The following is a 24,121-nucleotide window of genomic DNA, read 5'->3' on the forward strand; positions in this document are numbered from 1 at the left end:
GCCGACGCTCGCACAACAACCCCAGCCGGTTGAGGAACGCTCATCAAACTCCGGATGACCATTCATGAACAGCTGGAGATTTCCGCACATGCACATCGCCGAACGTGGTTCAACGGTGGGTTCCCTTTTACCGCCCGCAACCGGACAGGTCCGGTCCGTCACCACCAGCCGCAGGTCACAGCCGTGACCGAACCCAGCGGGCAGGTGGTTCGGTAACCATTCGGCCACTCGACCGGACCAGCTACCGAATTCACCGCGCGACCGGGCCGGGAGTTTTTCCCGAACGACCCGGGAATAGCGTGACTACCGTTCTCCGACCGGCCCGCCCGCCACGTGGACGCCGTCCACGCCGGTGTCCGCGGTGCGGAAGGAGGCGGCGGTGTCCGGCCAGACCTGCTCCTCCCACTCCTTGAGCGACATGCCGCGCAGCCGTGCCGGGTCGCGGCCGGGCACGGAGTCCGTCGCGAGCAGGACGTAGGGCGCGCAGGCCAGGGCGCACGCCACCTCGTCCCGTTCGGCGTGGATCGCCTTGGCGGCGATGTAGGCGACGGGGTAGCGGACGCCGTCGTAGTCCTGCCCGCACAGGGTCATGCTCTTGGCGACCGCGTCCCGCCGAGTCTTGAGGTACTCGACCATCTCGTGCGGCGGCATGGTGGGCGCGGTGCCGCAGTCCTCGATGAACAGGCACGCGTTGGCCTCCCGGTCCGGGGAGATGGCGATGCCGATGATCGCCCACGCGTACCCCGGGCCGTCCTTGGGACCGCTCAGCACCGCGCTCTTGTTGGCGCACACCACCTGCGCGCCGGGCAGCGGCGGGTGGCGGCGCTCACCGGCCGCGCTGTGCCCGAACAGCCGCTCGGCCGCCGCGAGCAGCGGACCGGCGCTGTGGAACGCGACGGGGTCGATCGACTTGCCGCGTTCCGCGAAGAGCGCCACCTCGGCGTCGCTGAACAGGTCCCGCGAGGTGAAGAGGGGTTGGTCCGGCAGGTCGGCGACGGCCAGGTCGTAACCCCACAGCGCGCCGTTGAGACCGCAGAACGATGAGGCGGTGACCATGTTGATCTGGCTGATGTTGGCGTCGTTCGCCTCGCACCGGTCGTAGGACACGATGCCCTCGGTGCCCTCGTCCAGCTCACCGACCAGGACCTTGCCGACCGAGAGCTTCATGGTGGCGATGTAGCCGGTGCCCGCGCTGCCCAGCGAGTCACCCCTGCCGATGGGTGTGCCGTAGCCCGAGGCGTGCGCGGGTTCCGCGCCGATCGCGTCGAGGATCGCCCTGTCGACGCGTGAGGTGGGGTTCCGGGACATCCGCGGGCCGCCTTCCGGGATCGGGTGTGACCCAGCTTGGCAGCGCGGGACCCGGCGGCAAGGTCCGTCACCTGGACGGGGAACCGTTGGCCACCGCCAGGTGACGGCGGTTCAGGCGGTGAGCACGAGCCTGCCGAACACCCGGCCGGCGTCCAGCTCCCGGTGTGCCGCCGCGGCCTCCGCCAGGGGCAGCACCTCGTGCACCACCGCCCGCAGCTCCCCCCGGTCCGCGGCGGCGAACTGGTCGGCGGTCACGGCGCGGCGGTCGGCTTCGGGCACCGTGTTCGCACTGAACGTGGCGAACGACAGCGATCGCTGGAACGCCGCGAACACCGCCGTGCCGAAGTCCGCCGGCGGGTGACCCCCGACCAACCCGACCGCGACCAGCCGACCGTTCGGGTTGAGCTTGTCGAAGAACAACGGCAAATCCCCACCCGCCACGACGTCGACGATGACGTCGTAGCCCGCGGGACCCCCTCCCCCGCCGACGCGGTCCAGCACGTGCGTGGCCCCGAGTTCGCGCAACCGGTCGCCGCGCTCGGCGGACGACGACGTCACCGCCACCGCAGCGGCGCCGGCGAGCACCGCGAGCTGCACCGCCACCGTGCCCAGGCCGCCGGCCGCGCCGCGCACCAGCACGGACTCGCCCGGCGTGAAACGCGCGTGGCGGAGCGCGAAGTGGCCGACCGTGCCGGGGTTCCCGAGCGTCACCGCGTCGACGGCCGAGAGCCCCGCGGGCAACGGCACGACCGCCGTGGTCGGGACCGCCACGCGCGTCGCGTAACCCCCGCCCAGCCCCGTGAACGCCCACACGCGCCGACCGAGCCACGACGCGTCGACACCGTCGCCGACCGCGCTCACCACACCCGCCACCTCGCCGCCGGGCACGTAGCCCACCGCGAAGCCGAACTCGGCCAGCGCACCCTTGCGGATCAGGGCGTCACCGCCGTCGACGCCGATCGCCTCGGTGTCGACCAGCACCTCCCCCGCGCCGGGGGCCGGGTCGGGCAGGTCCACGACCGCCAAGCCGTCGGGACCTCCGAAAGCCTTGACCGCAACCGCTTTCACCGCTTCCTCCTTCAGGATCGCCTGCTGCGACGCGAAGCTAACGGACGCACCCGTCCGTTTCGCTAAAGTGAGAGCGGTGGACGACCTTGTGACTCGGACGCCGCGCGCCGACGCCCGGGAGAACCGCGAACGCATCCTCGAAGCAGCACGCGCGGTGTTCGCCGCCGAGGGCCTGGGCACGCCGATGCGGGCGATCGCCCGCCGCGCCGAGGTCGGACCCGCCACCCTGTACCGGCACTTCCCCACCAAGGAGGCGTTGGTCACCGAGGCGTTCGCGGGTCAGCTCCGGGCGTGCCGGGACATCGCGGACGAAGGGCTCGCGGACCCGGACGCGTGGCGCGGGCTGCGCGTCGCCATCGAGAAGCTCTTCGAGCTGCACGCGCGCGACCGCGGTTTCACGGCGGCGTTCATGGCGGCCTACCCGAGGGCGATCGACTTCGCCGCCGAGCGCGACCGCGCACTGCGGGCCATCACCGAGCTGACCGGTCGCGCCAAGGCGTCCGGCCACCTCCGGCGTGATTTCGTCCCGGACGACCTGCTCCTCGTCCTGATGGCCAACAACGGCATCCAGGCGCCCTCGCCGAAGGCCCGCGTCGCGGCGTCCCGGCGCTTCGCCGCGCTCGCGGTCCAAGCGCTGCGCGCGTCACCGGACGCCGCGCCGCTGCCCCCGGCGGCACGGCTCATCCCCTGAGCGCGGCCCCGCCCACCGGCACGAGCCCGCCCAGGGCCGCCGGCAGCGGACCCCGGTGCAGGACGCCGAGGCGTTGCGTGGCACGGGTGAGCGCCACGTACAGCTCGGCCGCGCCACGCGGACCGTCGGCGAGGATCAGGTCCGGGTCCACGACCAGCACGGCGTCGTACTCCAGGCCCTTCGTCTCCGACGCGGGCACCGCACCGGGCACGCCGGGCGGTCCGATCACGACGCTCGTGCCCTCCCGTTCGGCTTCGTCCCGGACGAACTCCTCGACGGCCGCGGGCAACTCGTCCTCGGTCACCTGCCGGGACCACGGCCGCACACCGCACGCGCGCACCGATTCCGGCGCGCGGACACCGGGCGCGAAGTCGGCGAGCAACGCGCCGGCGACGTCCATGATCTCCGCCGGGGTGCGGTAGTTCACCGTCAGCGACCGGTAGACCCAGCGACCGGGCACGTACGGCTCCAGCACGGCGTCCCACGACGTCGCACCCGCCACCGAGCGGCGCTGGGCGAGGTCGCCGACCACCGTGAAGGAACGGCCCGGACAACGCCGCATCAGCACGCGCCAGTCCATTTCGGACAGTTCCTGCGCCTCGTCCACCACGACGTGCCGGTAGGTCCAGTCCCGGTCCGCCGCGGCCCGCTCGACCAGTTCCCGCGTGTCGCGCTCCAGCACGCGGTCCGCCAGGTCCTCGGCGTAGACGAGGTCCTGCGCGAGCAGGTGGTCCTCGTCGTCCATCATGTCCTGGCGGTCGACGTGGAGCAGGTCCAGCACCCGCCCGGCGTACTCGGTCTCCCGCGCCCGCTCGCGGGCCGCGGCGCGGTCGCCCGACCCGTCGCGGCCGACGAGGTCCACGAGTTCGTCCAGCAGCGGCACGTCCGACACGGTCCAGGCGGCGCCGTCGGCACGCCACAACGCCTCGTCCGCACCCGCGGCGCGCAGGCGCTCCCGCGACGAGTAGAGCCCCGCCAGCACGTCCTCCGGCGTCAGCACCGGCCAGAGCCGGTCGATCGCGGCGGTGAACCGGTCGTCTTCCGCGAGTTCCTTGACCAGGTCCGCGCGCACGCGCTCCCACGCCTGCTTGTCGTCGCGGCTCAGCCAGCCGCGGCCGATCCGCCCGATCGCCCGCTCGGTGAGCGCCCACGTGATGATCTCGGTGAACACCGCGCGGGCCTCGTTGTGCGGCAGCTTGCTCGCGCGCGCCTCCTCCCGCGCCCACTCGGCGGTCTCCGCGTCGATGCGCCCCGTGACACCGCCCAGCTCGACCGGGATCGGCTCCTCCGGCAGCCGCTGCCGGTCGGCGACCGCCGCCGCCAGCACGTCCAGGATCTTCAGCGAACCCTTGAGCCGCGCGGCCTCCGGCGTGTCGTCGGCGGTCACGCGCAGGCCGGGCACCAGGTCGCCGGTCGTGGTGAAGACCACGTCGGACTCGCCCAGCGACGGCAGGACACGGCCGATGTGGTTCAGGAAGGCGGGGTTGGGCCCGACCACCAGCACACCGTGGCGCTCCATCCGCTCGCGCTGGGTGTAGAGCAGGTACGCGACGCGGTGCAGGGCCACGACGGTCTTGCCGGTGCCCGGACCGCCCTCGATCACCAGCACGCCGGGGTGGTCGAGCCGGATGATCTCGTCCTGCTCGGCCTGGATCGTCGCCACGATGTCGCGCATACCCGGCCCGCGCGGCGCGTTGACCGCCGCGAGCAGCGCCGCGTCACCCCGGTCACCCGCCTCCGGGCGGCCCAGCACCTCGTCGGTGAAGTCGACCACCTGCCGGCCGCGGGTGTGGAACTGGCGGCGGCGGCGCATGTTCTCCGGCGACGCGGCGGTGGCCACGTAGAAGGGTCGCGACGCGGGCGCACGCCAGTCGAGCAGCACCGGCTCGTAGCCGTTCTCCTCGTCGAACAACCCGATCCGACCGATGTACGAGCGCTCGCCCGAGGTGGTGTCCAGGCGGCCGAAGCACAGCCCGTTGTCCGCGACGTCCAGCCGCTTCACCTCCTTACCCAGCGAGCGCACCTCGACGTCCCGCTCCATGGGCGTGCCGCCGTTGCCCCGCAGCGCCGCGCGGTACTCCCGGCGGACCCGCGCGCGCTCGGCGTCGAGCCGCGCGTGCAGGCCGGCCACGTAGCCCCGCTCGGACCGCAATTCCTCTTCGTACCCCTGAGTTGACACTCGCCCCTCACAGCGGCTAATCTGGCGTTGTTGCGGCGGGTTCTCCGAGTTGTACACGGAGGACACGCCGATTTTTCATTGTCCACCACGCGTCAAGCCGCCGGGGGTGCGCCGGGCCGCGCGGTGGCGACCCGGCGCGTGTCGTCAGGGGCGTTCGACCCGACCGGCCGCCGCGGCGTTGTCGGCCCACGCCTGGCTCCGGTTGGCCGGCAGCACGCACACGTCGTCACCGGGGAACGCTTCCCGCCACACGTAACCGGACACGCACGTGTGCGGCCCGTACGGACCGTTCACCCACCGCGAAGCCGCGACCGCGTTGTCCGCCCACGCCTGCTGACGCACCGCGGGCACCACGCAGGTGTAATCGGCGTCATCCGCCTCACGCCACACGTACCCGGCCTTGCAGGTGTTCGGACCGTAGACGAACCGCGCGGGGTTGACCCGGTCGGCCGCCGCCGCGTTGTCCGCCCACGCCTGACTGCGGTTGGCCGGCAGCACGCACACGTCGTCACCGGGGAACGCTTCCCGCCACACGTAACCGGACACGCACGTGTGCGGCCCGTACGGGCCATTCACCCACCGCGAAGCCGCGACCGCGTTGTCCGCCCACGCCTGCTGACGCACCGCGGGCACCACGCACACCCGGTCGCTCGGCCGGGCCTCGCGCCACACGTAACCCTGCAAGCACCGCTCGGTGATCTCCGAGGAGACGCTGACCGAGGCGTTGTTCGCGTCCTGCCAGTTGATCTGGACGGAGACACCGTTGGCGTACAACGACTGCACCGGGTTGCGCGTGCCGCCACGCGTGCGCAGGAGGTACGGCGTGCCGTTGCGCACCTCGTGGATGAGCACGGTGTTGGCCGGGATGCCCGCGCTCCACCCGGTCTTGGCGCGGTACTCGACGGTGTAGTAGCGGAACGGGTCGGCCGGGTCGAACGGGATGCGCAGCAGCTGCGGACCCGCGTTGCCGGGCAGTTCCAGCGGTGCGAGCGTCACGGTGCGCGTCCCGATCCCGTCCGAGCCCAGGGTCCGCACCCGGGAGCGGGGCAGCCAGCCGAGCTTGTCGCGGAAGTAGCCGTTGAGGCCCACCGCGCTGGTGCCGAACCGGGCCGTGCCGAACGCGTGGATGTTCATCGCGCTCATCTCGTCCCACGGGTCGTCGTACTCGCCGATCTGCGCCCAGTCCACGTTGCGGTAGGTGGGGTCGTCGGAGAACGAGTGGCCGAGCCCGTACCCGTGCAGCATCTCGTGCGCGGCGAACCCGACGTTCCACGCGCCGGGGTCGAGCACGACCCGGTCACCCGCCGCGCCGGAGTCCGCGAAGTCGTTGAGGATCGCGATGATCCGGTGGCCGGCCGGCACCTGGTACCCGTTGGCGGCGGCCGTGCCCACGCAGTCCTGGATCTTCGTCCAGCGGTCCTTGGCCTGTTCCTGGGCGAGCGTGTACGGCATGGTGTACCAGCCACGCACCACCGAGCCGGACAGGGTGATCCGGCCGCCCGACTGGTCGGTGAAGTAGTCGGCGAGCCCGCCGAGCCCGGTGCCGTCCCGGGTCAGGAACTCGCGGAAGAACTGCGGCGCCCGCGGCTCGGCCGCGCGGTCGGCGAACTTGCACAGCAGCACCGACCACCCCGTGTGCCCGCGCACCGGCACGGCCTGCGCCGGCGCGACCACCACCACCCCCGCGATCGCGACCGACAACACCGCCGCCGCCAGTAACCGATGTCGGATCACTGTCCTCGCCTCCATCCGGTAGCCAGGCCGGCAGTGTCCTCCGCACCGCTGGGCCACCAGTCCGCAAAAAGCGGCGCGGTCGTGGAATGAAAACGTCCGCCGGAATTCGCATGGGTGTTGTTCCCCATCCGACGACGACCGAGTGGCCCAGGGCGCGGACGTCGAGCCGACGCCACCCCCCGGCATCCACAGCGGACACCCGGTTGTCCGCCGACAGCGAATCCGCTCACAGCAGCGACGCCACCCGTGTCCGGCGACGGGGCGGCATGGTCGGGGCATGACCAATGACGACAGGCAGCTGTTCGACCACCGGCTGCGTGAACGCTTCCTCAGCCAGCGGGTGTTGGTGCTCGACGGCGGGCTGGACGACGACAACGGGACGGTGCTCGCCACGCAGATGCTCTCCCTCGCGAGCGATGACCCCGAGAAGGACATCGCCCTGTGGATCCACTCGCCCGGCGGTTCGGTGCCCGCGATGCTGGCCATCCGCGACGTGATGCGCCTCGTCCCGTGCGACGTGACGACGCTCGCCCTCGGCCTCGCGTGCAGCGCCGGGCAGTTCCTGCTCTCCGCGGGCACACCGGGCAAGCGCTTCGCCCTGCCCCACGCCCGCATCCTGATGCACCAAGGCTCGGCGGGCATCGGCGGTTCCGCGGTGGAGGTGGAGGTGCAGGCGGACGACCTGCGGTACACGCGGGACACCGTGCTCCGGCTCATCGCGGAGGACACCGGTCGGCCGCTCGACCAGATCTTCACCGATTCCCTGCACGACCGCTGGTTCACCGCCGAGCAGGCGCTCGACTACGGCTTCATCGACCACGTGGTCCGGGAACTCGGCCAGGTGGTACCCGTGCGCAGGCACGAGCTGGGACTGGGCAAGGGGGTCCGCGCATGAGCACCTACACCATCCCCAACGTCATCACCCGCGGCCTGGGTGGCGAGCGGATCATGGACGTCTACTCGCACCTGCTGTCCGAGCGGATCGTCTACCTCGGCACCGCGATCGACTCCGGCGTGGCGAACGCGTTGATCGCCCAGCTCCTGCACCTGGAGGCGGACAACCCGGACCAGGAGATCAGCCTCTACATCAACTCCGCGGGCGGCGACCCGGCGGCGATGCTCGCGCTGTACGACACCATGCGCTTCATCAAGGCCCCGGTGGCGACGACGTGCGTCGGCCAGGCGGTCGCGGCCGGCGCGGTGCTGCTGGCGGCGGGCCGGGCAGGGCACCGGTTCGTGCTGCCGCACAGCCGGGTGGTGCTGCACCAGCCGGCGGCGCAGGGTCGCGGCACCATCCCCGACCTCATCCTCCAGGCCGACGAGGTGGTGCGGGTGCGCACCCAGCTGGAGGAGATCCTGTCCGCGCACACCGGTCACGACGTGGCCGAGCTGCGGCACGACACCGACCGGGACCGCGTGTTCGACGCGGCCGGCGCCGTCGCCTACGGCCTGGCCGACCACGTCCTGGAACACCGGTCCTGACTCAAGCGGCCATGAGCACGGGTCCCCCGGGACGCGGACCCGCGCTCCGCCGCACGACCCCGGCCACCCCGACCAGCAGGTCCGCCAGCTCCAACCCCAGCGCACCGGACACCGCGGCGATCATCTCGCTGGAGGGCTCCTTCCGCCCCCGCTCGATCTCCGACAGGTACTGCGGCGACACCCCGGCCCGCTCCGCCACGTCGACCAGCCGGGCGCCCCGCTCCTCCCGCGCGTCCCGCAGGCACCGCCCGAGCACCTCGCGCCACAACGGCTCACGTTCCGCAGAAGCCCTGCGGTGGAAGGGAAGGATGTCCGCCATCCGGTCATCCTGACAGCCCGCGGCTCCGGCACCCACCCGTTCAGCTTTCGGCGGAACGCCGACGGACCCGGAGAACAACAGGGGATTTCGGCGGCACCACCCCGCCACGTTCAACGTATAGCGCACCGGGGGCCTTGTGGCAAGGCCCGGGTGGTAGCGCAGAATCTGCGGCCGTTGGCGGTGCGCGGCCGGAAAACGGGAGTGCCGGCCGCCGCGGGACTCACCGGATGGGCGGTTCATGTTCGACGTGATCATTGCCGGGGCCGGGCCGACCGGCCTGGTGCTGGCCGCCGAGTTGCGGTTGCACGGTGTGCGCGTGCTGGTGCTGGAGCGGGAAGCGGCGGTGTCCGTCCGGTCGCGCGCGCTGGGCCTCCACGTGCGCAGCATCGAGGTGCTGGACCAGCGCGGCCTGCTGGAGCGGTTCCTCGCCCGGGGGCGGAAGGTGGTGGCCGGCGGGTTCTTCGCCGCCATCGACGTGCCCTGGCCGGAGGACCTGGACACCACGCACCCGTACGTCCTCGCCATCCCGCAGAGCACCACCGAACAACTGCTGGCCGAGCACGCCACCGGGCTGGGCGCCGACATCCGGCGCGGCTGCGAGGTGGTCGGGTTGCGCCAGGACGACCGCGGCGTGTCCGTCGACCTGGCCGACGGCGCGCGGCTGAGCGCGCGCTACCTGGTCGGCTGCGACGGTGGCCGCAGCGCCGTGCGCGAGCTGCTCGGCGTCGGCTTCCCCGGCGAACCCGCGCGGGCCGAGACGATGCTCGGCGAGGTCGTGCTGACCACGCCGCCGGCGGAGGTCGCCGCCGTGGTGGCCCGTGTCCGCGTGGACGAGAAGCGGTTCGGCGTCATGCCGCTCGGGGACGGGGCGCACCGCGTCATCGTGCCCGCCCGTGACCTGACCGGGAACCGCCCGCCCACCTTCGAGGAGTTCCGGCAGCGGTTGCGGGAGGTGGCGGGGTCGGATTTCGGTGTGCATTCGCCGCGGTGGTTGTCGCGTTTCGGTGATGCGACGCGGTTGGTGGAGCGGTATCGGGTGGGGCGGGTGTTGTTGGCGGGTGATGCGGCGCACGTGCATCCGCCGACGGGTGGGCAGGGGTTGAACCTGGGTGTGCAGGACGCGGTCAACCTGGGGTGGAAGCTGGCGGGTCGGGTTCGGGGCTGGGCGTCGGAGGGGGTGTTGGACTCCTACCACGCGGAGCGTCACCCGGTGGCGGCGGCGGTGTTGGACAACACCCGGGCCCAGGTGGAGTTGCTGTCGTCCGGGCCGGGCGCGCGGGCGGTGCGGCGGCTGTTGACGGAGTTGATGGACATCGACGTGGTGAACCGCCGCCTGATCGAGAAGATCACCGCCCTCGACGTCCGCTACGACTTCGGCGACGACCGCCTCGGCCGCCGGATGCGGGACCTGCACCTGAAACGCGGTCGCCTCTACGAGCTGATGCGCAACGGCCGCGGGTTGCTGCTCGACCGGACGGCACGGCTCACCACCGCGGGATGGCACGGCCGGGTCGACTACGTCGTGGACACCGGCGCGGACCTGGAGCCGCCCGCCGTGCTGCTGCGCCCGGACGGCCACGTCGCGTGGGTCGGCGACGACCAACGCGACCTGGACGACCACCTGCGCCGGTGGTTCGGCGCGGCGGCCTGAGGCACGTCAGGTGTTCTTGTCCGCGAACGTCCAGCGGTTGGCGGCCAAGGCGTCGTGGGGTTCACGACGGGGACCGCGGCCGTGCAGGGCGGTGTAGTCGAACGGCGTGCGGGTCGCCGTGGACCAGCCGCGCGCGGTGAGGGCGGCGGCCGAGTCGGGGCGCGGGTCGTCGTCGAACAGGGCCAGCAGGTCCACCCCGATCTCCTGGCGCGCCACCCGGTACACGGCGCTCTGCCGGACCCGGGGCACCTCGCGGAGCGCCTTCACCTCGTACGCCAGGCGGCTGCCCGGTGCGCTGAGCCGGTCGACACCCGCGATCACGGCCTGCTCGACGGCGCTCGGCAGGTACAGCAGCAGGCCCTCGGCGAGCCACGTCGTGGGGCGCGTGGGGTTGAAACCCGCGTCGAGCAACGCGCCCGCCCAGTCGTGCCGCAGGTCCGTCGCGACCGGCACGCGCACCGGGCGCGGGTGGGCGCGCAGGCCGTCGAGCACGCGGTGCTTGAACGCCAGCACCTCCGCCCGGTCCAGTTCGTACACCGTGCTGCCCGGCGGCCAGTCCAGGCGGTACGCCCGCGCGTCCAGCCCCGCGCCCAGCAGCACGACCTGGTTCGCGCCCTCGCCGACCGAACCGGTCACGAAATCGTCCAGCACCCGCGTCCGCAGGCCGAAGTAGCGGGACAGCCGGCCCCAGAGCGGGTGCGCGTCGCCGCCCGGCACGTCCTGGAGGCGCACCGGCCACCGGGCGGTGGCCCGCGCCGCGCGGACGAAGTGCTCGGCGTACCGGTCGTGCGCCAACGCGTCCGGCCGACCGCTCTCGATGGCCCTCGCCGCGGCGACCATCAACGCCGTCAGGCCGACCCCGCTCTCGACGCCGCCCACGCCCCGCTCCTTCCCGGTCCGGCCGACCACGCGTCGAGCGGCACCGTCCGCGCGCCGTAGACGCGGCGCATGAACCGGAACACGTCGTCACCGGACAGGTGCAGGCTCGTCGTGCAATCGGTCAACACCGTGACGTGGAAGCCCTTCTGGAACGCGGTGCGCGCCGTGGAGTCGACGCAGACGTCGGCGTACACACCCGCGAGCACCACGTGCTCCACGGCACGCGACCGCAGGTGCGACTCGAACCCCTCGGCCAGGAACGCGTCGAAGCACGCCAGTTTGGTGAACACGTGCTCGTCCGCCGCCGGCGTCACACCGCGGAACTCCGCGCCCCAACTGCCGTCACGGCACTTGGGCGCCTTGCCCAGCGCCGCGTCGCGGGCACGCCAACTCGCACCCTGGTGCACCATGTCGCCGACGAACCGGACGAACACCACCTCGGTCCCGTTCGCCCGCGCCACGTCCACCGCACGCGCCGCGCGCGTCGTCACCGCGGCCAGGTCCTCGGGCGTCGCGCCGTGCCGACCGCGAACGACCTCCGGGGCGCAGAAGTCGTTCTGGAGGTCGACCACGACCAGGGCCGTGCCGGGCGTCATCCGGCAACGGGCACGCCGTCGTGCCGCTCCAGCTCGATGAGGAGCACGTTCACCAACGCCTGGGTCGTGTGGTGACCACCGGTGTCGGGTGTGCGAATACCGTTGCGCGCCAACGCCGCCAACGCTTCCTCCACCTCCGCGACCGCGCCCGTGCAGCCGACGCGCTCCGCGACGGCCGCCGCCGCGCGCACCGTGGCGACGGGGTTGACCACGCCCTGCCCGGCGATGTCGTCGGCGGACCCGTGCACCGTCTGGTACTCGACCAACCCGGCCACGTCCGGGTGCAGGTAGGCGTTCTCGCCGCACCGGTCCTCCGGCCGCCGCGTGCCGAACCGGTGGAGCAGCACGGCGTGCATGATGTCGCCCCACTCGTTGCCGGCGACGATCAGCGTGCGCGGCAACGGTTCCCGCGCCAGCAGGTCCCGGTTGGCGGTGTCCGGCTGGCTCAACCGGACCGCGACGCCGTGCTCCGCCACGAACTCGCGCACCCACCGCTCGAACGCTCCGTCGAGCAGGTGGAACTTGTACGCCAGCACGACTTCCGCCGGTCCGGCCGGCCAGCGCTCGCGGGCGCGGCGCAACGCGAAGGACAACACGTCCCGCGTGACGTCGCGCCGGAACACCGTCGTGCGCTCGACCACGCCCGGCGAGTGCTCGTTCTCCCCGGCGTAGAAGCCCTGCGCCTGGTCGCGCACCACCATCAGCTCGCCGAGGACGTCGACCTTCACCGCGCGCAACCGCTCGCGGACCTGGTAGAGCGACTGCGCGTTGACCGCCGTGCGGAACACCACGTCCACGCCCCGGCGCACCAGCCCGCGGCAGAACTCCTCGTAGTGCTCGGCGTCCTCCCGCGTCCGCTCGCGCATCGCCGCGAGGTCCGCCTCGTCCCGCAGCGAGAAGTACGAGTGGTAGACCCGCGGCGAGCGCTCCACCGCGACCGCCACCCCGTGCCGCGCGGCGAGCACTCCCAGCACCCGCTCGAAAACCGCCGCCAGCTCCGCTCCCGTGCCCCGCCCGACCGCCAGCCCGACGACCGCCCCCACGTCAGCGGACCGCTTCGCCGACGAGGCGGTCCCCCGCGATGCCGTCCTTGTCCGGTGCGTAGAACTCCACGATCGCCTGCCGCCACGCGTCGACCTCGACCAGGTCGGCGGCGGACGGGCCGAGCGCGTCGAACAACGCGTGGACGTTGGGCTCCGCGAACCCGATGGCCCGCATCAACGCCAGGAACCGGGGCCTTTCCACCAGTCCGTCGCCGTCCGGGTCGCCCAGCCGGGACAGGGCGTCCGCGAACACCGCCACGGTCGCGTCGAACCGCTCCGGCGACAGCACGCAGGCGCGGAACTCGGCCCACGTCACCTCGCCGTCGCCGTCCGCGTCCAGCGTGGCGAGCAGAACGTCCCAGTAGCCCCGGAACGCCGCGACCACCGCCTGCTTGTCCTCCTCGGGTGAGCCGTCGGCGACCGCCACCACCCGCCCCGCCATCAACTCGAAGTCCTCCTGGTCCAACCTCCCCGTGCCGTTCGCGTCGAACAGGGAGAAGACCAAAGAAACGCGCTCGACAGCGGCATCCCGCATCTCCGACCAACCTTTCGAGGCACACCGGACGACAGAGCCGACCGTAGGCGACCGACGACAGCCGGTGCTCCTCGTTCACCCGAAAGGAGTTGATTCCCGCTCGGCACGCATAGCGGATCGCGCCGGGAAGCCGCCCCAGTGCGGTGAAGGCGGAAACGGTGGCCGGGCACGGGTTTCCGCGCCCGACCACGCGCCGCGCGTCAGATCACGCCGAGGGCCAGCATCGCGTCCGCGACCTGGATGAAGCCCGCGATGTTCGCGCCGGCCAGGTAGTTGCCCGGCTTGCCGTACAGCTCCGCCGACTCCAGGCAACGGTCGTGGATGCCGTGCATGATGTCGGCGAGCCGCCGCTCGGTGTGGTCGAAGCTCCACGAGTCGCGGGAAGCGTTCTGCTGCATCTCCAGGGCGCTGGTGGCCACACCGCCCGCGTTGGCCGCCTTGCCCGGCGCGAAGAGCACGCCCGCGTCGGCGAACAGCCGGACGGCGTCCGGCGTGCACGGCATGTTCGCGCCCTCGGCGACGATGGCGCACCCGTTCTTCACCAGGGTCGCGGCGTCGCGCCCGTTCAGCTCGTTCTGCGTGGCGCAGGGCAGCGCGACGTCGCAGGCGACGTCCCACACCGACCCGCCCTCGACGTACCGGGCGTCGGTCCGGGCCTCCACGTAGGTGGAGACGCGGGCGCGGCGCTTCTCCTTGATGTCCTTGAGCAGGTCGAGGTCGATGCCCTTCTCGTCGACCACGTAACCGTTGGAGTCCGAGCAGGCGATCACCGTGCCGCCGAGCTGCCGCACCTTCTCCGCCGCGTAGATGGCGACGTTGCCGGAACCGGAGACGACCACCCGCTTGCCGTCGAAGGAGTCGCCGCGGGCCTTGAGCATCTCCTCCACGAAGAACACGGTGCCGTAGCCGGTGGCTTCGGTGCGGACCTGCGAACCGCCCCACGTCAGGCCCTTGCCGGTCAGCACGCCGGACTCGTACCGGTTGGTGATCCGCTTGTACTGGCCGAACAGGTAGCCGATCTCCCGGCCGCCCACGCCGATGTCGCCCGCCGGCACGTCGGTGTGCTCGCCGATGTGCCGGTACAGCTCGGTCATGAACGCCTGGCAGAAGCGCATGACCTCGCCGTCGGACCGGCCCTTGGGGTCGAAGTCCGACCCGCCCTTGCCGCCGCCGATGGGCATCCCGGTGAGCGAGTTCTTGAAGATCTGCTCGAAGCCCAGGAACTTGACGATGCCCAGGTAGACCGACGGGTGGAAGCGCAGCCCGCCCTTGTACGGCCCGAGCGCCGAGTTGAACTCGACCCGGAACCCGCGGTTGATCCGCACGTTGCCGGCGTCGTCCACCCACGGCACCCGGAAGATGATCTGCCGCTCCGGCTCGCACAGCCGGCGGATCACGGCCGCGTCGCCGTACTCCGGGTGCTTCGCGACCACGGGACCGAGGCTGTCCAGGACCTCGCGCACCGCCTGGTGGAACTCATCCTCGCCGGGGTTTCGACGCAGCACCTCGTCGTAGATGTCGCCCAACTTCTCGTCCAGGATCGGCACTCGCCCACTCCTCGGTCACCCGTCGCGGTCCGGCGGGGCCAGTCATCCCCACCCAACGCATTCCACCTCATGAGGCGGGGCACCGGCCAGCATGTGTTCCGGTGGTCCTCACCACGAATTCCCGCGACCGACCACTGAGCGCTGCGCTCCGGTCACCGGCACGCGATCGCCGACGGGGCCGGGACACCCCGCCCGGCGGGGGTGCCGGCGAAGCACGGGCCGACGCCACTCGATCGAGTGAAAATTCGAAACCGCGTCGGAACCGCCTTTCATGCCAGGCGTGCCGGAATTTTACCGCCGGCAGGAGAAAAGCCCGAGGTCGTCGAACGCGAGCGGGTGCCGGACCGGCAGGTTCCCGGACTTCCCGGTTGACATCCGGCGATCGGGCTGTCTCCGCACTTCTCCGCTGATAGCGGGCGATTTCGCCGCCGAACACCCGCCGAAGTTGATCATATGAACCCGAGTAGGGCCGTTTGCGCCTGATCAACCTCCTGCGCGATTCTTACCTTCATGTCAAAGAAATCACAGGTCCCACCCGCTCCGGGTGGCACCCGCGGGCACCCGCCCGACCCCGCCGGGTTACCGCCCTCCCAGCCGGTGCGGCCACCGGCGGAGGTCGACGTGTCGCCACGCGCGAGCGCGCTGATCTCCCTCGCGGAGCACGCCGCGGGCCGGCTGAGCTACGCGGTGCGCGCCGTCCCGGACCAGGAGGCGCTGGTGTACAGCCTCCTGCTGCGCGACGTGCTCAGCTCCGCCCGGCTGTCCGGGCACACGGTCTCGCCGATCGAGACGTGGAAGGCGGCGTTGATCGCGCACCACCCGCGTGGCGCCGGCGGGCGCGCCCGCGCGGACGTGGACGCCGCCACGGGGGACGACCCGCTGTCGCGGTTCGTCCGCGCGGCCCGGTTGCTCGCCGACGAGATCGCCGAGGGCGAGCCCGCCGACGCCGCCCTGCTGGGCCGGGTGAGCGCGGTGCTGACCGGGCACGAGCCGGGGTCGACGGGCGACGGGTTGCGCCGCACGGAGAGCGTGCTCACCGCCGGTCCCGACGGTCCGCCCTATGCCCGCGCCACGCCCCCGGACCAGTTGCCGTCGGCGCTCGCGGCGTGGGACGAGTGGCTGGCGGGCCCGTTCGAGGGACCGCGGCTGGCGAGGATCGCGGTGGGGCACGCGGTGCTGGAGCTGAACCAGCCCTACCCGGTGGCCAACGGGCACGTGACCCGGCTGTTCACGACGGCGGAGCTGGTGCGCCGCGGCCTGGTGGACGTGCCGGTGCTGTCCCTGTCGCCCTGGCTGGACGACCACGGCGAGGAGTACCACCGCCGCCTGCTGAGGGTCGCCGAGCACGGCGAGTGGTCGGCGTGGGTGGAGTTCTTCGCGCGCGGAGTCCAGGAACAGGCGTTGGCGACCATCGAACTCATCCACGCCCAGGCCGAACTCCGCGAGGAGCTGGCCAGATCCGTCAGCGGCCCGCCGTCGCTGCGCAAGGTGCTCGACGCGCTGCCCACCGCGCCGGTGACCAGCATCCAGGCACTGGTCGACCTGCACGGCCTCTACGAGCGGACCGCCGCGCAGATCACCCGCGACCTGGAGCGGCAGGGCACGTTGCGCGCCCTGGTCGAACGCCCGTTCCGGATCTTCGTCTGCGACCGCGCGATGGACGTCCTGTCCCTGCAACGCGCCGCCGTCACCGAGCACGTCCGGGACGCCTTCCGGCCGCCTGCCGACCCGCCGTCGACCGCACCGCCCGAGGAAACGACACCATGACCGCGCCACGTCACCGCCGTCCCCGTTCCTGCCGCACCACGCGTCGCGGCCGGGTCCTCTCCCGCCCCCGCCCGCCCCGGCGGCCCGCGACGCCGCGCCGACGCCGCTGGGGTGCGCTGCCCCGCGTGCGACCGCTGCTGCACGGCGCGGTGGGCTCAGCGCTCACCCGCCTGATCCGGTGGCTGCGTGGCCACGGGTGAGCGCGTCGCGTCCGGGCCGCGGAAGCGGTCCGGACGCGCCGGCGGCAGGTCCGCGCCGGGTTCCCGGCCGAGCAGCAGCCGCAGGCGTTCGGCGGCCGGCTCGTCGTGGTCGACCAGCAACGCCAGCGCGTCGAACCACCGCCGCCGGGCGGACCGCGGCTCGCCCGCGGACCACAGGGCCCGGCCGACCCACTCCAGCACGACGGCCTGCTCACCGGGCGGGAAGTCCGGCCACGCCCGCACCACCTTCTCCGCGCGCAGCAACGACTCCGCGGCCGGTTCCACGCGGCCGTACGCCAGCAACGCGCTGCCTTTCGCCGCCAGCACGCGCACCAACCCGGCCCGCGCGTGCGGCTCCTGGCCCTGGTGCAGCGATTCCAAGCGCTCGTAACACCCGAGTTCGCGATCACCACGCCGCCGGGCGGCGAACATGTCGGCACGCCGCCACAGCACCGCCGCCATCCCGGGCCGGTCGCCCAGCCGCCGCCACACCTCCCACTCCGCCGCCGCCACCTCCTCGGCCTTCGCGAGGTCGCCGTGCCGCTCGGCCCACTCCGACGCCGACCGCAGCAGACCGGCCAGCGCACGGGGGTCGCGCACCGCCGCGGCCGCCGCCGCGCCCGCGTCGCCCACCGCGTCGGCGACCGCGGAGTCGACGCCGACGATGCCCGCCCAGGCCCACAACCGCGTGGCCAGCGCGACCGCCGCCGCCGGCACGCCCAGCGCCACGGCCAGCCGCAGCACCGGCACGGCGATCGCGATCTCCTCGCGCCCCGGTCCCGGCAACGCGGCGGCGGCGCGCTCGACCAGCGCGCGCACGCGTGGCGGGTCCAGTTCCGGTGCCGGTGCGGGTGCGCGCGCGAGCCAGCCGTCCGAGCGCCACCGCGGCTCACCACCCGGCGGTAACAGCTCGTGGGCGGGCACACCGGACAGCGTGGCGACGTCCCGGTTGGTGACCTGCGCCACCACGCCCGGCGGCAGGGCGGTAACATCGAGAAGCGTGAACAGCGCGGACAGGTCGTCGGCTTCGGCCCGTGCCTGATTCACCGGCTACAACTCCCTCGTCGGTCGTCCCACCACGCCCTTGGGCCGGTCCGGTGGCCGCCTCCACGTCGCGACGCGACCCCTGATCATTCCGCGCCGGCACCGCGTGCGGAGCCCCCCGGACCGTCATCCCCGGCCGCGTGGCCGGGATGTACCCGATCGGCGGTACGGGGTCGGACGCACCCAAGCAAGATCATCATCGCTAGTCAACCACCCGGGTGGCACGGTCCCACAGCCGGCCGAACCGGGCCCGGCGAACCGTGACCGCGCCACCCACCGCCAGTCCGAAGTGGACGGTGGTTGAGCGCCTCACCGCCGGGTTCCGCCCCAGTCCCAGCCGGTGAGCGCGGCACGCATGGAGCGGGCGGCGGTGGGCGGGCGGCTGTCGGCGTTCCAGTACAGCGTGACCACGCGACGGCAGTCGGGGCTGTCGACGGCGATCCACTCGACGGGCGAGGGCGCCGGGCCGCGGCGGGCGAACGCGGGCACCAGGCCGATGCCGAGCCCCGCGCCGATCAGGTCCGCGATGGCGCTGGGCTCGTCGCTCTCGCAGACGATCCGCGGCGTGCGACCACGCGCGGCGAAGAGCCGGTCGAGCAGCCGACGCGTCCAGTGCCCCTCGCGCGCGGTGACGAAGGGCTCGTCGGCGAGTTCGTCGACGCTCACCACCGCGCGACCGGCCAGCGGGTGGTCACGTGGCGCGCCCACCCCGACGGGCTCTTCGAACAGCCGCGCCGAACCCAGGCCGTCCGCGCCGATCGGCTGCGAGGCGACGCACAGGTCGACGTCCCGCGCCCGCAGGCGACGCGCCATGTCCTCGGCGGGCGACCAGTGGAGTTCGACCTCGACGGCGGGGTGGTCCCGCTTGTAGGCCGCCAGCGGACCGGTGAGGGTCAGGAAGGTCTCCGACGCCAGCCGCACGACGCCCGCCCCACCGCCGGCGGCCTCGGCGACGGCACGCCGTCCCGCGTCGAGTTCGCCGAGCGCGCGTTCGACGTGGTCGCGGAAGAGCCGGCCCGCGTCGTTCAGCCGCAGCCGGCCACCGCGGTCGAACAGCGGCGCGCCCAGCTCGCCCTCCAACCGGGCGATGGTGCGGCTCAGCGACGGCTGGGCGACGCGCAGCTCCTCGGCCGCCCGGCTGAGGTGCTCCAGCCTGGCCACCGCCAGGAACTGCCGGAGCGTGTTCAGCTCCACCATGCCTCTCCGGTCATAGCGTCATAGCAATATTGATCTTAGCCAGGATAACCCGCCGGACATAGGTTCGTGGTCGTCGGATTTCACCAACGAGGGGGGACGGCTCATGGTCACGAGCAGCCTCGGGTCATCCGCCGCACAACGCACCGGACCGGTCGGCTGGGTTCTCCGGGCCGTGGTCAGCGCGCACGCGGTGGCGATCGTCGGCCAACCGGTGTTCGCCGGGGTGTACTTGACCGGCGACTTCGACGGGCTGAGCCGGCACGCGGTCGGCGCGGACGTGGTCACCTCCATCGGCTACCTCCAGCTGATCGCGGCGGTCGCCGTCTGGGTCCGGCTGCGCCGGGTCGGTCCGTTCCTGTCGACCGCGGCGGTGGTGGTGGCGGAGACGGTGCAGTATTTCGCCGGTTTGGCCGGTGCGTTGTGGTTGCACGTCCCGTTGGGCGTGATGACCGTCGCCGCGCTTGTCGTGCAGTTCATCGCCGTGTGGCGGCAGCCCCTCCGGCGCGTGCGCGAGGAGGCCCGTGATGCGCGGTGAAGACCTGACCAGGCGGCGGGTGCTGGGCATCGGCGGCGCGCTGGGCCTGATGGCCGCCACCGGGCTGGCCGCCGCGGGCGGGATGGCACGTCGACCGCCGACGACCGGCGCGGAGCTGCGCAGCGCCGTGCCGCTGCCGCCGCCGTTCCGGGTGCCGCTGCCGGTGCCGCCGGTGCTGGCGCCGGTCGGCGCCGACCGCTACGAGATCACCCAGCGCGCGACGACCGCCGAGATCCTGCCCGGCGTCAGGACTCCACTGTGGACGTACGGGGGAGCCTTCCCCGGACCGACGATCGAGTCGCGTCGCGGCCGGCCGATCACCGTGACGCACCACAACGAACTACCCGTGCCGACCGTCGTGCACCTGCACGGCGGGCGAACGCCGGCAGCTTCCGACGGGTACCCGACCGACCTCGTGCTGCCCCGCGATTGGCACGCCGGGCACGGTATGCACGACCCGCGTGCCGTGGTGACCGAGCGGACCCGGGAGTACACGTTCCCGATGGACCAGCGGTCGGCACTGCTGTGGTACCACGACCACCGGATGGACTTCACCGCACCGGCGATCTGGCGCGGCCTGGCCGGGCTGCACATCGTCCGCGACGACGCCGAGGACGCCCTCGGCCTGCCCGCGGGTCCGCGCGAGCTGCCGCTGATGATCGCCGACCGGGCGTTCGCCGCCGACGGCGCTTTCGCCTACCCGTCCCTCGACCCGACCCTGCGAGAGCTTCCGGGCGTGCACGAGCCCTACGTCGCGGGCGTCCTCGGGGACGTGATCCTGGTCAACGGCGCTCCGTGGCCCGTGCACGAGGTCGACGCGGCCCGCTACCGGCTGCGCCTCCTCAACGCCTCCAACGCCCGGCACTACGAACTCGAAGCGGTCACCGAGGACGGTCGGCGGCTCGACCTCGTCCAGGTCGGGGCCGACCAGGGCCTGCTGGCCGGGCCGGTCACCCACCGGGTGCTGCCGATCGCGCCGGCCGAGCGCTACGACGTGGTCGTCGACTTCGCGGACGTCCCGGTCGGCAGCCGCGTCGTGCTCGTCAACCGGCTCGGCGTCGACCGCACGCGGGACGTGATGGCGTTCCGCGTCGCGCGCCGGGCCGCCGACGACAGCCGCGTCCCGCCCGTGCTCGCGACGGACCTGCCGACCTGGCGGCGGGAGGACGCCGTCACCGTCCGCGACTTCGCCTTCCGCGCGGGCCGCGTGCACGGCCGCCACGGGTGGCTGATCGGTGGCCTGCCCTTCGACCCCGCCCGCACCGACGTGACCACGAACCTCGGCGACGTCGAGGTGTGGCGGCTGGTGGCCGACGTGCACCACCCCGTCCACCTCCACCTGGTCGGCTTCCGGGTCCTCTCCCGCGGCGGCCGGCCACCGCTGCCCCACGACGCCGGCCTGAAGGACACCGTGTCGTTGCGGCCCGGCGAATCTGCGGAGATCATCACGCGCTTCGACGGCTATCGCGGTCGCTACCTCTTCCACTGCCACAACGCCGAGCACGAGGACATGGCGATGATGGCCAACCTGGAGGTCGTCTAGGACGGCTCCACGCGGACGATCCCGGGCTGCTCCGCCCCGGCGGGTGACCCTCGTCAGCGTGGCCGCGTCCGGATGATCTCGCGGGTTCGCGGTTCGTGCGCTTGCCTGGTGGCAGGAGCGCCCGGAAGGAGCACCGCACGGTCAACACCTCGACGTCACCAAGGACAGCAGCGGCGACGCAAAACCGGGCTACGCCGGGAAGGAGCAGCCCGTCGCGTGGTGCGGCCCCGCGGTGAGCGAGCCGAGAAGTCACAACCGGGAAGGCACTCGAATGGGCAGGGCGAGAATGGCCGCGGCCACCGCGCTGGCGGCCTGCGTGTTGCTCGTGGCCGGTGGCACGGCCGGGGCGGAAGCGGCATACGACAACATCTCCATGCAGAAGCAGGAGAAGACCCAGTGGTGCTGGGTCGCCTCCGGCCTGACGATCGCGAAGTACCACGGTCACGGCAGCACGCAGGCGGACTTCTGCACGCGGGCCAAGCCCTACTACGGCTGCGACAACCACCCCGCCACGCTGGACGACATGGCACGCGCCTGGGGCAGCCTGGGCATGACGCACACCGGCACGGGGTTGAGCAGCGCGGCCACGTTCAACCAGGTCCTCACCGAGGTCAAGGCTTCCCGCCCGCTGGGCGCGCGCATCGGCTGGTCCTCGGGCGGCGGCCACATGAACGTCATCTACGGCTTCGACACCTCGAACAACACCATCGGCGTGGCCGACCCGTGGCCGAACGCCACCACCTACACCTGGTGGAACTACAGCGACTACGTCAGCAACAACTCGCACAAGTGGACCCACTCCCGGATCGGCATCTCCCGTTGAGGCAGGCGACATGCGCGCAACACCGATGACCGGCGGAGCAGTGGCGTCGCGCCTCGCCCGCCTGACCGCCGTCCTGGCCCTGGGCGCGTCCGCGCTGCTGTGCGCCACCGGGCCGGCCACCGCGGCCCGGGACCCGCTCCCGGCCGACATCCCGGACTACCAGGCCGCCCTCACCCTGGTGAAGTCGACCCCCGTGCTCGAAGCGGTCTGCCGCTTCGTGAGCGTGCCGCTGCCCCGGGGCGAAACCGGGACACCGCAGGAGATCCCCGACAAACCCGACCCGTGCGCGGCGCTGCCGACCTTCACGCTCAAGGACCCGGTGGCGGTCAACGAGATCACGCCCGCGTTCGTCGCCGGAACCGCCCAACCCACGGCGATCGAGGCGGTGCGGCTGAGCCACCTGGTGTCGACGGCGAGCGTCGCCGTGAACGACCGGAAGGTCACCGTCATGCTCGCCCGCACCGAGGGCGGTGGCTGGCACCTGGCGGCGGTGCGCGAGGGCGACGGCGACTTCGCCCACGCCGGCATGGCCGGGGTGGGCGACCTGGTGTTCACCGAACCCCAGATCCGCGGCTGGTACCGGTTGCGGCTCCTCACGGTCACGCCGCTCAACGACCCGGCGCGGGAGGGTCTGGGCGGGCGGGAGTCCATGTCACTGGCCGACTACCAGAAACTGGTGAAGTCCCGCTACGCCGACAAGCTGGCCGGCTCGGAGTACGACACCGGGGGTTTCTCCAGCGGCTACAGCACCGCGAGCGGTGAGGCGGGCGACGGGCCGTCGACGGCCCCGCTGGTCGTCGGCGGATCGGCGGTGGCACTCGCACTCGTGGGCGGCGCGCTCCTCCTCCTCCGCCGCCGCGGTCCACGACCCGCGCGCCACAACGACCTGCCCGGCACCGCCTAGCCGAACAACCGGTGCCCGAGGGGTTCGCCGGGAGCGGGGCCGGGCAGGACGAGGAACGTGGCGGAAGCCGTGGCGGTGGTGAAGGCCATGAGGTCGTCGGCCTCGTCCAAGCGGTGCTGGGTGGCGGTGAAGGTGCGCAGGTCCCGCTGGTACGAGATGAACAGCAGGCCGGCGTCGCCGGGACCGTTGTCGTAGCTGTAGCCGCGCCGCAGCATGGCGCCGCTGCCGGTGGCGGCCGGGTTGGCGCGGCGGACGTGGGCGTTGACCGGCACCACGTAGCGGCCGTCGGGCGTCCGGGCGGCCAGGTCGACGTGGTCGGTCAGGCCGCCGCCGGTGAGCGGCGCGCCGTCGGCGCGGCGGCGGCCGACGACGGCTTCCTGCCGGTCGAGCGGTTGCGCCAGGAACGCCGCCAGGTCCACGCGGAGCCGCCGGACGACGGCGACGGTGCCGCCCGCCACGGCCGCCGGCGCGGAGAGCCAGACCTCCCGGTCCACGGCCGCACCGCGCGGCACCTCGATGCCGTCGAGGAAGCCCAGGACGTTGCGGCCGATGCGCTGCCCGGCCTGCCGGAAACCGCGCTGGGACCAGCGCGGCGCGGCGCCGACCTCCCGGGCCACGAGCGTCGTCGTCGCCGTGACGTCCACCGGGTCGCCGGCGCACACCTGGACCATCAGGTCGCCGCCCCGCGCCGGCGTGGTGATCTCCTCGCGGTCGAAGGCGGGCAGGTCCCGCGCGCCCGGCAGGGCCGGGTCGACGGCGGCGACCAGGCGGGGCCCGAGCCCCACGGTGACGGTGAGGTCGGCGGTCGCGGTGCGGACGACGTCGGTCAGGCGGGCCAGCAGCGGGCGCACGTCGCCGGGCACGTCGTAGACGGCCAGGCCGAGGAACGCCTGCGGCGGGTCGGGGCGGTCGACCCCCGCTTGCGTACGGGCGACCACGGGCGACCACGCCACCGGGGAAGAGCCCCGGCGGCACGCCGACAACGACGCCAGGGCGAGCAGTCCACCGGCGACCACGCCTCGTCGGGTGAATTCCGGTCGATCACGCACGGTGCTGATTCTGTCACGCTACGATCA

General features: G+C 72.9%; 22 protein-coding genes. 9 read left to right on the forward strand and 13 right to left on the reverse strand.

Translation table 11 applies throughout. From position 1 onward, the window contains the following. Positions 1-303: 303 nt before the first annotated feature. Both KZQ38_RS08290 and KZQ38_RS08295 read right to left on the reverse strand, forming a co-directional pair. Positions 304-1,308: a histidine decarboxylase, pyruvoyl type gene (locus tag KZQ38_RS08290; RefSeq protein WP_219440047.1), complete on the reverse strand. Its 1,005-nt coding sequence runs from the start codon at positions 1,306-1,308 to the stop codon at positions 304-306. Positions 1,309-1,419: 111 nt separating this feature from the next. Next, positions 1,420-2,376, reverse strand: a complete 957-nt coding sequence (locus KZQ38_RS08295; RefSeq protein WP_219440048.1) for a zinc-binding dehydrogenase — start codon at positions 2,374-2,376, stop codon at positions 1,420-1,422. 76 nt (positions 2,377-2,452) lie between these two features. On the opposite strand from KZQ38_RS08295, the gene KZQ38_RS08300 reads away from it, so the two are divergent. Further along, the gene (locus tag KZQ38_RS08300; RefSeq protein ID WP_219440049.1) at positions 2,453-3,067 is read left to right on the forward strand and encodes a TetR/AcrR family transcriptional regulator; all 615 of its coding nucleotides are present in this window, start codon (positions 2,453-2,455) and stop codon (positions 3,065-3,067) included. Here the strand turns inward: KZQ38_RS08300 and helR are convergent. Beyond that, entirely contained in the window at positions 3,057-5,246 is a 2,190-nt protein-coding gene (gene helR / locus KZQ38_RS08305; protein ID WP_219440050.1) for an RNA polymerase recycling motor ATPase HelR, read from the reverse strand. The two genes, KZQ38_RS08300 and helR, sit on opposite strands and share 11 nt — an antisense overlap. A gap of 144 nt (positions 5,247-5,390) precedes the next feature. Next, complete coding sequence (locus KZQ38_RS08310) at positions 5,391-6,980, reverse strand: metallopeptidase domain-containing protein (RefSeq protein WP_219440051.1); 1,590 nt, start codon at positions 6,978-6,980, stop codon at positions 5,391-5,393. A 277-nt stretch (positions 6,981-7,257) separates the two neighbouring features. Here KZQ38_RS08310 and KZQ38_RS08315 point away from each other — a divergent pair, with 277 nt between their 5' ends. Both KZQ38_RS08315 and KZQ38_RS08320 read left to right on the forward strand, forming a co-directional pair. Beyond that, a complete protein-coding gene (locus KZQ38_RS08315; RefSeq protein WP_219440052.1) occupies positions 7,258-7,875 on the forward strand; it encodes a ClpP family protease in 618 nt (205 codons plus the stop codon). Beyond that, complete coding sequence (locus KZQ38_RS08320; protein ID WP_219440053.1) at positions 7,872-8,462, forward strand: ClpP family protease; 591 nt, start codon at positions 7,872-7,874, stop codon at positions 8,460-8,462. The genes KZQ38_RS08315 and KZQ38_RS08320 overlap by 4 nt, the downstream gene beginning before the upstream one ends. A gap of 1 nt (position 8,463) precedes the next feature. Here the strand turns inward: KZQ38_RS08320 and KZQ38_RS08325 are convergent, their stop codons facing one another. Beyond that, entirely contained in the window at positions 8,464-8,781 is a 318-nt protein-coding gene (locus KZQ38_RS08325) for a helix-turn-helix domain-containing protein (protein WP_219440054.1), read from the reverse strand. Between the two features lie 238 nt (positions 8,782-9,019). Between KZQ38_RS08325 and rox the strand changes: the two genes are divergently transcribed. After that, a complete protein-coding gene (gene rox, locus KZQ38_RS08330; RefSeq protein ID WP_219440055.1) occupies positions 9,020-10,432 on the forward strand; it encodes a rifampin monooxygenase in 1,413 nt (470 codons plus the stop codon). A gap of 6 nt (positions 10,433-10,438) precedes the next feature. On the opposite strand, the gene KZQ38_RS08335 is transcribed toward rox, so the two are convergent. From KZQ38_RS08335 to gdhA, 5 genes are all read right to left on the reverse strand, one after another. Beyond that, complete coding sequence (locus KZQ38_RS08335) at positions 10,439-11,311, reverse strand: SAM-dependent methyltransferase (RefSeq protein WP_308258306.1); 873 nt, start codon at positions 11,309-11,311, stop codon at positions 10,439-10,441. After that, positions 11,281-11,907 (reverse strand): cysteine hydrolase family protein, encoded by a 627-nt coding sequence (locus KZQ38_RS08340; RefSeq protein WP_219440056.1) that lies wholly within the window; start codon positions 11,905-11,907, stop codon positions 11,281-11,283. Before KZQ38_RS08340 ends, KZQ38_RS08335 begins: the two co-directional genes overlap by 31 nt. Next, positions 11,904-12,950 (reverse strand): isocitrate/isopropylmalate family dehydrogenase, encoded by a 1,047-nt coding sequence (locus KZQ38_RS08345; RefSeq protein WP_219440057.1) that lies wholly within the window; start codon positions 12,948-12,950, stop codon positions 11,904-11,906. Before KZQ38_RS08345 ends, KZQ38_RS08340 begins: the two co-directional genes overlap by 4 nt. Before the next feature lies 1 nt (position 12,951). Beyond that, on the reverse strand, positions 12,952-13,485 hold the full coding sequence (locus KZQ38_RS08350) for an EF-hand domain-containing protein (protein WP_219440058.1): 534 nt from the start codon (positions 13,483-13,485) through the stop codon (positions 12,952-12,954). Between the two features lie 200 nt (positions 13,486-13,685). Beyond that, the gene (gene gdhA, locus KZQ38_RS08355) at positions 13,686-15,026 is read right to left on the reverse strand and encodes an NADP-specific glutamate dehydrogenase (protein WP_443706235.1); all 1,341 of its coding nucleotides are present in this window, start codon (positions 15,024-15,026) and stop codon (positions 13,686-13,688) included. 516 nt (positions 15,027-15,542) lie between these two features. On the opposite strand from gdhA, the gene KZQ38_RS08360 reads away from it, so the two are divergent. Further along, complete coding sequence (locus KZQ38_RS08360; RefSeq protein ID WP_219440060.1) at positions 15,543-16,799, forward strand: Fic family protein; 1,257 nt, start codon at positions 15,543-15,545, stop codon at positions 16,797-16,799. Positions 16,800-16,954: 155 nt separating this feature from the next. On the opposite strand, the gene KZQ38_RS08365 is transcribed toward KZQ38_RS08360, so the two are convergent. Beyond that, positions 16,955-18,046, reverse strand: coding sequence for a hypothetical protein (locus tag KZQ38_RS08365; RefSeq protein ID WP_219440061.1), 1,092 nt, complete (start codon positions 18,044-18,046; stop codon positions 16,955-16,957). Between the two features lie 306 nt (positions 18,047-18,352). Further along, entirely contained in the window at positions 18,353-19,240 is an 888-nt protein-coding gene (locus tag KZQ38_RS08370) for a LysR family transcriptional regulator (RefSeq protein WP_257900969.1), read from the reverse strand. Between the two features lie 103 nt (positions 19,241-19,343). Between KZQ38_RS08370 and KZQ38_RS08375 the strand changes: the two genes are divergently transcribed. From KZQ38_RS08375 to KZQ38_RS08390, 4 genes are all read left to right on the forward strand, one after another. Next, positions 19,344-19,775 (forward strand): hypothetical protein, encoded by a 432-nt coding sequence (locus KZQ38_RS08375; protein WP_219440062.1) that lies wholly within the window; start codon positions 19,344-19,346, stop codon positions 19,773-19,775. Further along, the gene (locus tag KZQ38_RS08380) at positions 19,765-21,318 is read left to right on the forward strand and encodes a multicopper oxidase family protein (protein ID WP_219440063.1); all 1,554 of its coding nucleotides are present in this window, start codon (positions 19,765-19,767) and stop codon (positions 21,316-21,318) included. Before KZQ38_RS08375 ends, KZQ38_RS08380 begins: the two co-directional genes overlap by 11 nt. Before the next feature lie 271 nt (positions 21,319-21,589). Then, positions 21,590-22,141, forward strand: a complete 552-nt coding sequence (locus KZQ38_RS08385; protein ID WP_219440064.1) for a papain-like cysteine protease family protein — start codon at positions 21,590-21,592, stop codon at positions 22,139-22,141. 10 nt (positions 22,142-22,151) lie between these two features. Then, positions 22,152-23,045 (forward strand): hypothetical protein, encoded by an 894-nt coding sequence (locus tag KZQ38_RS08390; protein WP_219440065.1) that lies wholly within the window; start codon positions 22,152-22,154, stop codon positions 23,043-23,045. On the opposite strand, the gene KZQ38_RS08395 is transcribed toward KZQ38_RS08390, so the two are convergent. Next, positions 23,042-24,094 (reverse strand): Dyp-type peroxidase, encoded by a 1,053-nt coding sequence (locus KZQ38_RS08395; protein ID WP_219440066.1) that lies wholly within the window; start codon positions 24,092-24,094, stop codon positions 23,042-23,044. The two genes, KZQ38_RS08390 and KZQ38_RS08395, sit on opposite strands and share 4 nt — an antisense overlap. Positions 24,095-24,121: the final 27 nt, after the last annotated feature.

The sequence above is a fragment of the Saccharothrix obliqua genome (assembly GCF_019375475.1).
In the GTDB taxonomy this organism is placed as follows: domain Bacteria; phylum Actinomycetota; class Actinomycetes; order Mycobacteriales; family Pseudonocardiaceae; genus Actinosynnema; species Actinosynnema obliqua.

Coding starts and splice junctions, on each gene's coding strand:
- KZQ38_RS08290 (WP_219440047.1), bottom strand. CDS start 1,308: ATGTCCCGGAACCCCACCTCACGCGTCGACAGGGCGATCCTCGACGCG.
- KZQ38_RS08315 (WP_219440052.1), top strand. CDS start 7,258: ATGACCAATGACGACAGGCAGCTGTTCGACCACCGGCTGCGTGAACGC.
- KZQ38_RS08320 (WP_219440053.1), top strand. CDS start 7,872: ATGAGCACCTACACCATCCCCAACGTCATCACCCGCGGCCTGGGTGGC.
- KZQ38_RS08325 (WP_219440054.1), bottom strand. CDS start 8,781: ATGGCGGACATCCTTCCCTTCCACCGCAGGGCTTCTGCGGAACGTGAG.
- rox (WP_219440055.1), top strand. CDS start 9,020: ATGTTCGACGTGATCATTGCCGGGGCCGGGCCGACCGGCCTGGTGCTG.
- KZQ38_RS08340 (WP_219440056.1), bottom strand. CDS start 11,907: ATGACGCCCGGCACGGCCCTGGTCGTGGTCGACCTCCAGAACGACTTC.
- KZQ38_RS08350 (WP_219440058.1), bottom strand. CDS start 13,485: ATGCGGGATGCCGCTGTCGAGCGCGTTTCTTTGGTCTTCTCCCTGTTC.
- KZQ38_RS08360 (WP_219440060.1), top strand. CDS start 15,543: ATGTCAAAGAAATCACAGGTCCCACCCGCTCCGGGTGGCACCCGCGGG.
- KZQ38_RS08370 (WP_257900969.1), bottom strand. CDS start 19,240: ATGGTGGAGCTGAACACGCTCCGGCAGTTCCTGGCGGTGGCCAGGCTG.
- KZQ38_RS08375 (WP_219440062.1), top strand. CDS start 19,344: ATGGTCACGAGCAGCCTCGGGTCATCCGCCGCACAACGCACCGGACCG.
- KZQ38_RS08380 (WP_219440063.1), top strand. CDS start 19,765: ATGCGCGGTGAAGACCTGACCAGGCGGCGGGTGCTGGGCATCGGCGGC.
- KZQ38_RS08385 (WP_219440064.1), top strand. CDS start 21,590: ATGGGCAGGGCGAGAATGGCCGCGGCCACCGCGCTGGCGGCCTGCGTG.
- KZQ38_RS08390 (WP_219440065.1), top strand. CDS start 22,152: ATGCGCGCAACACCGATGACCGGCGGAGCAGTGGCGTCGCGCCTCGCC.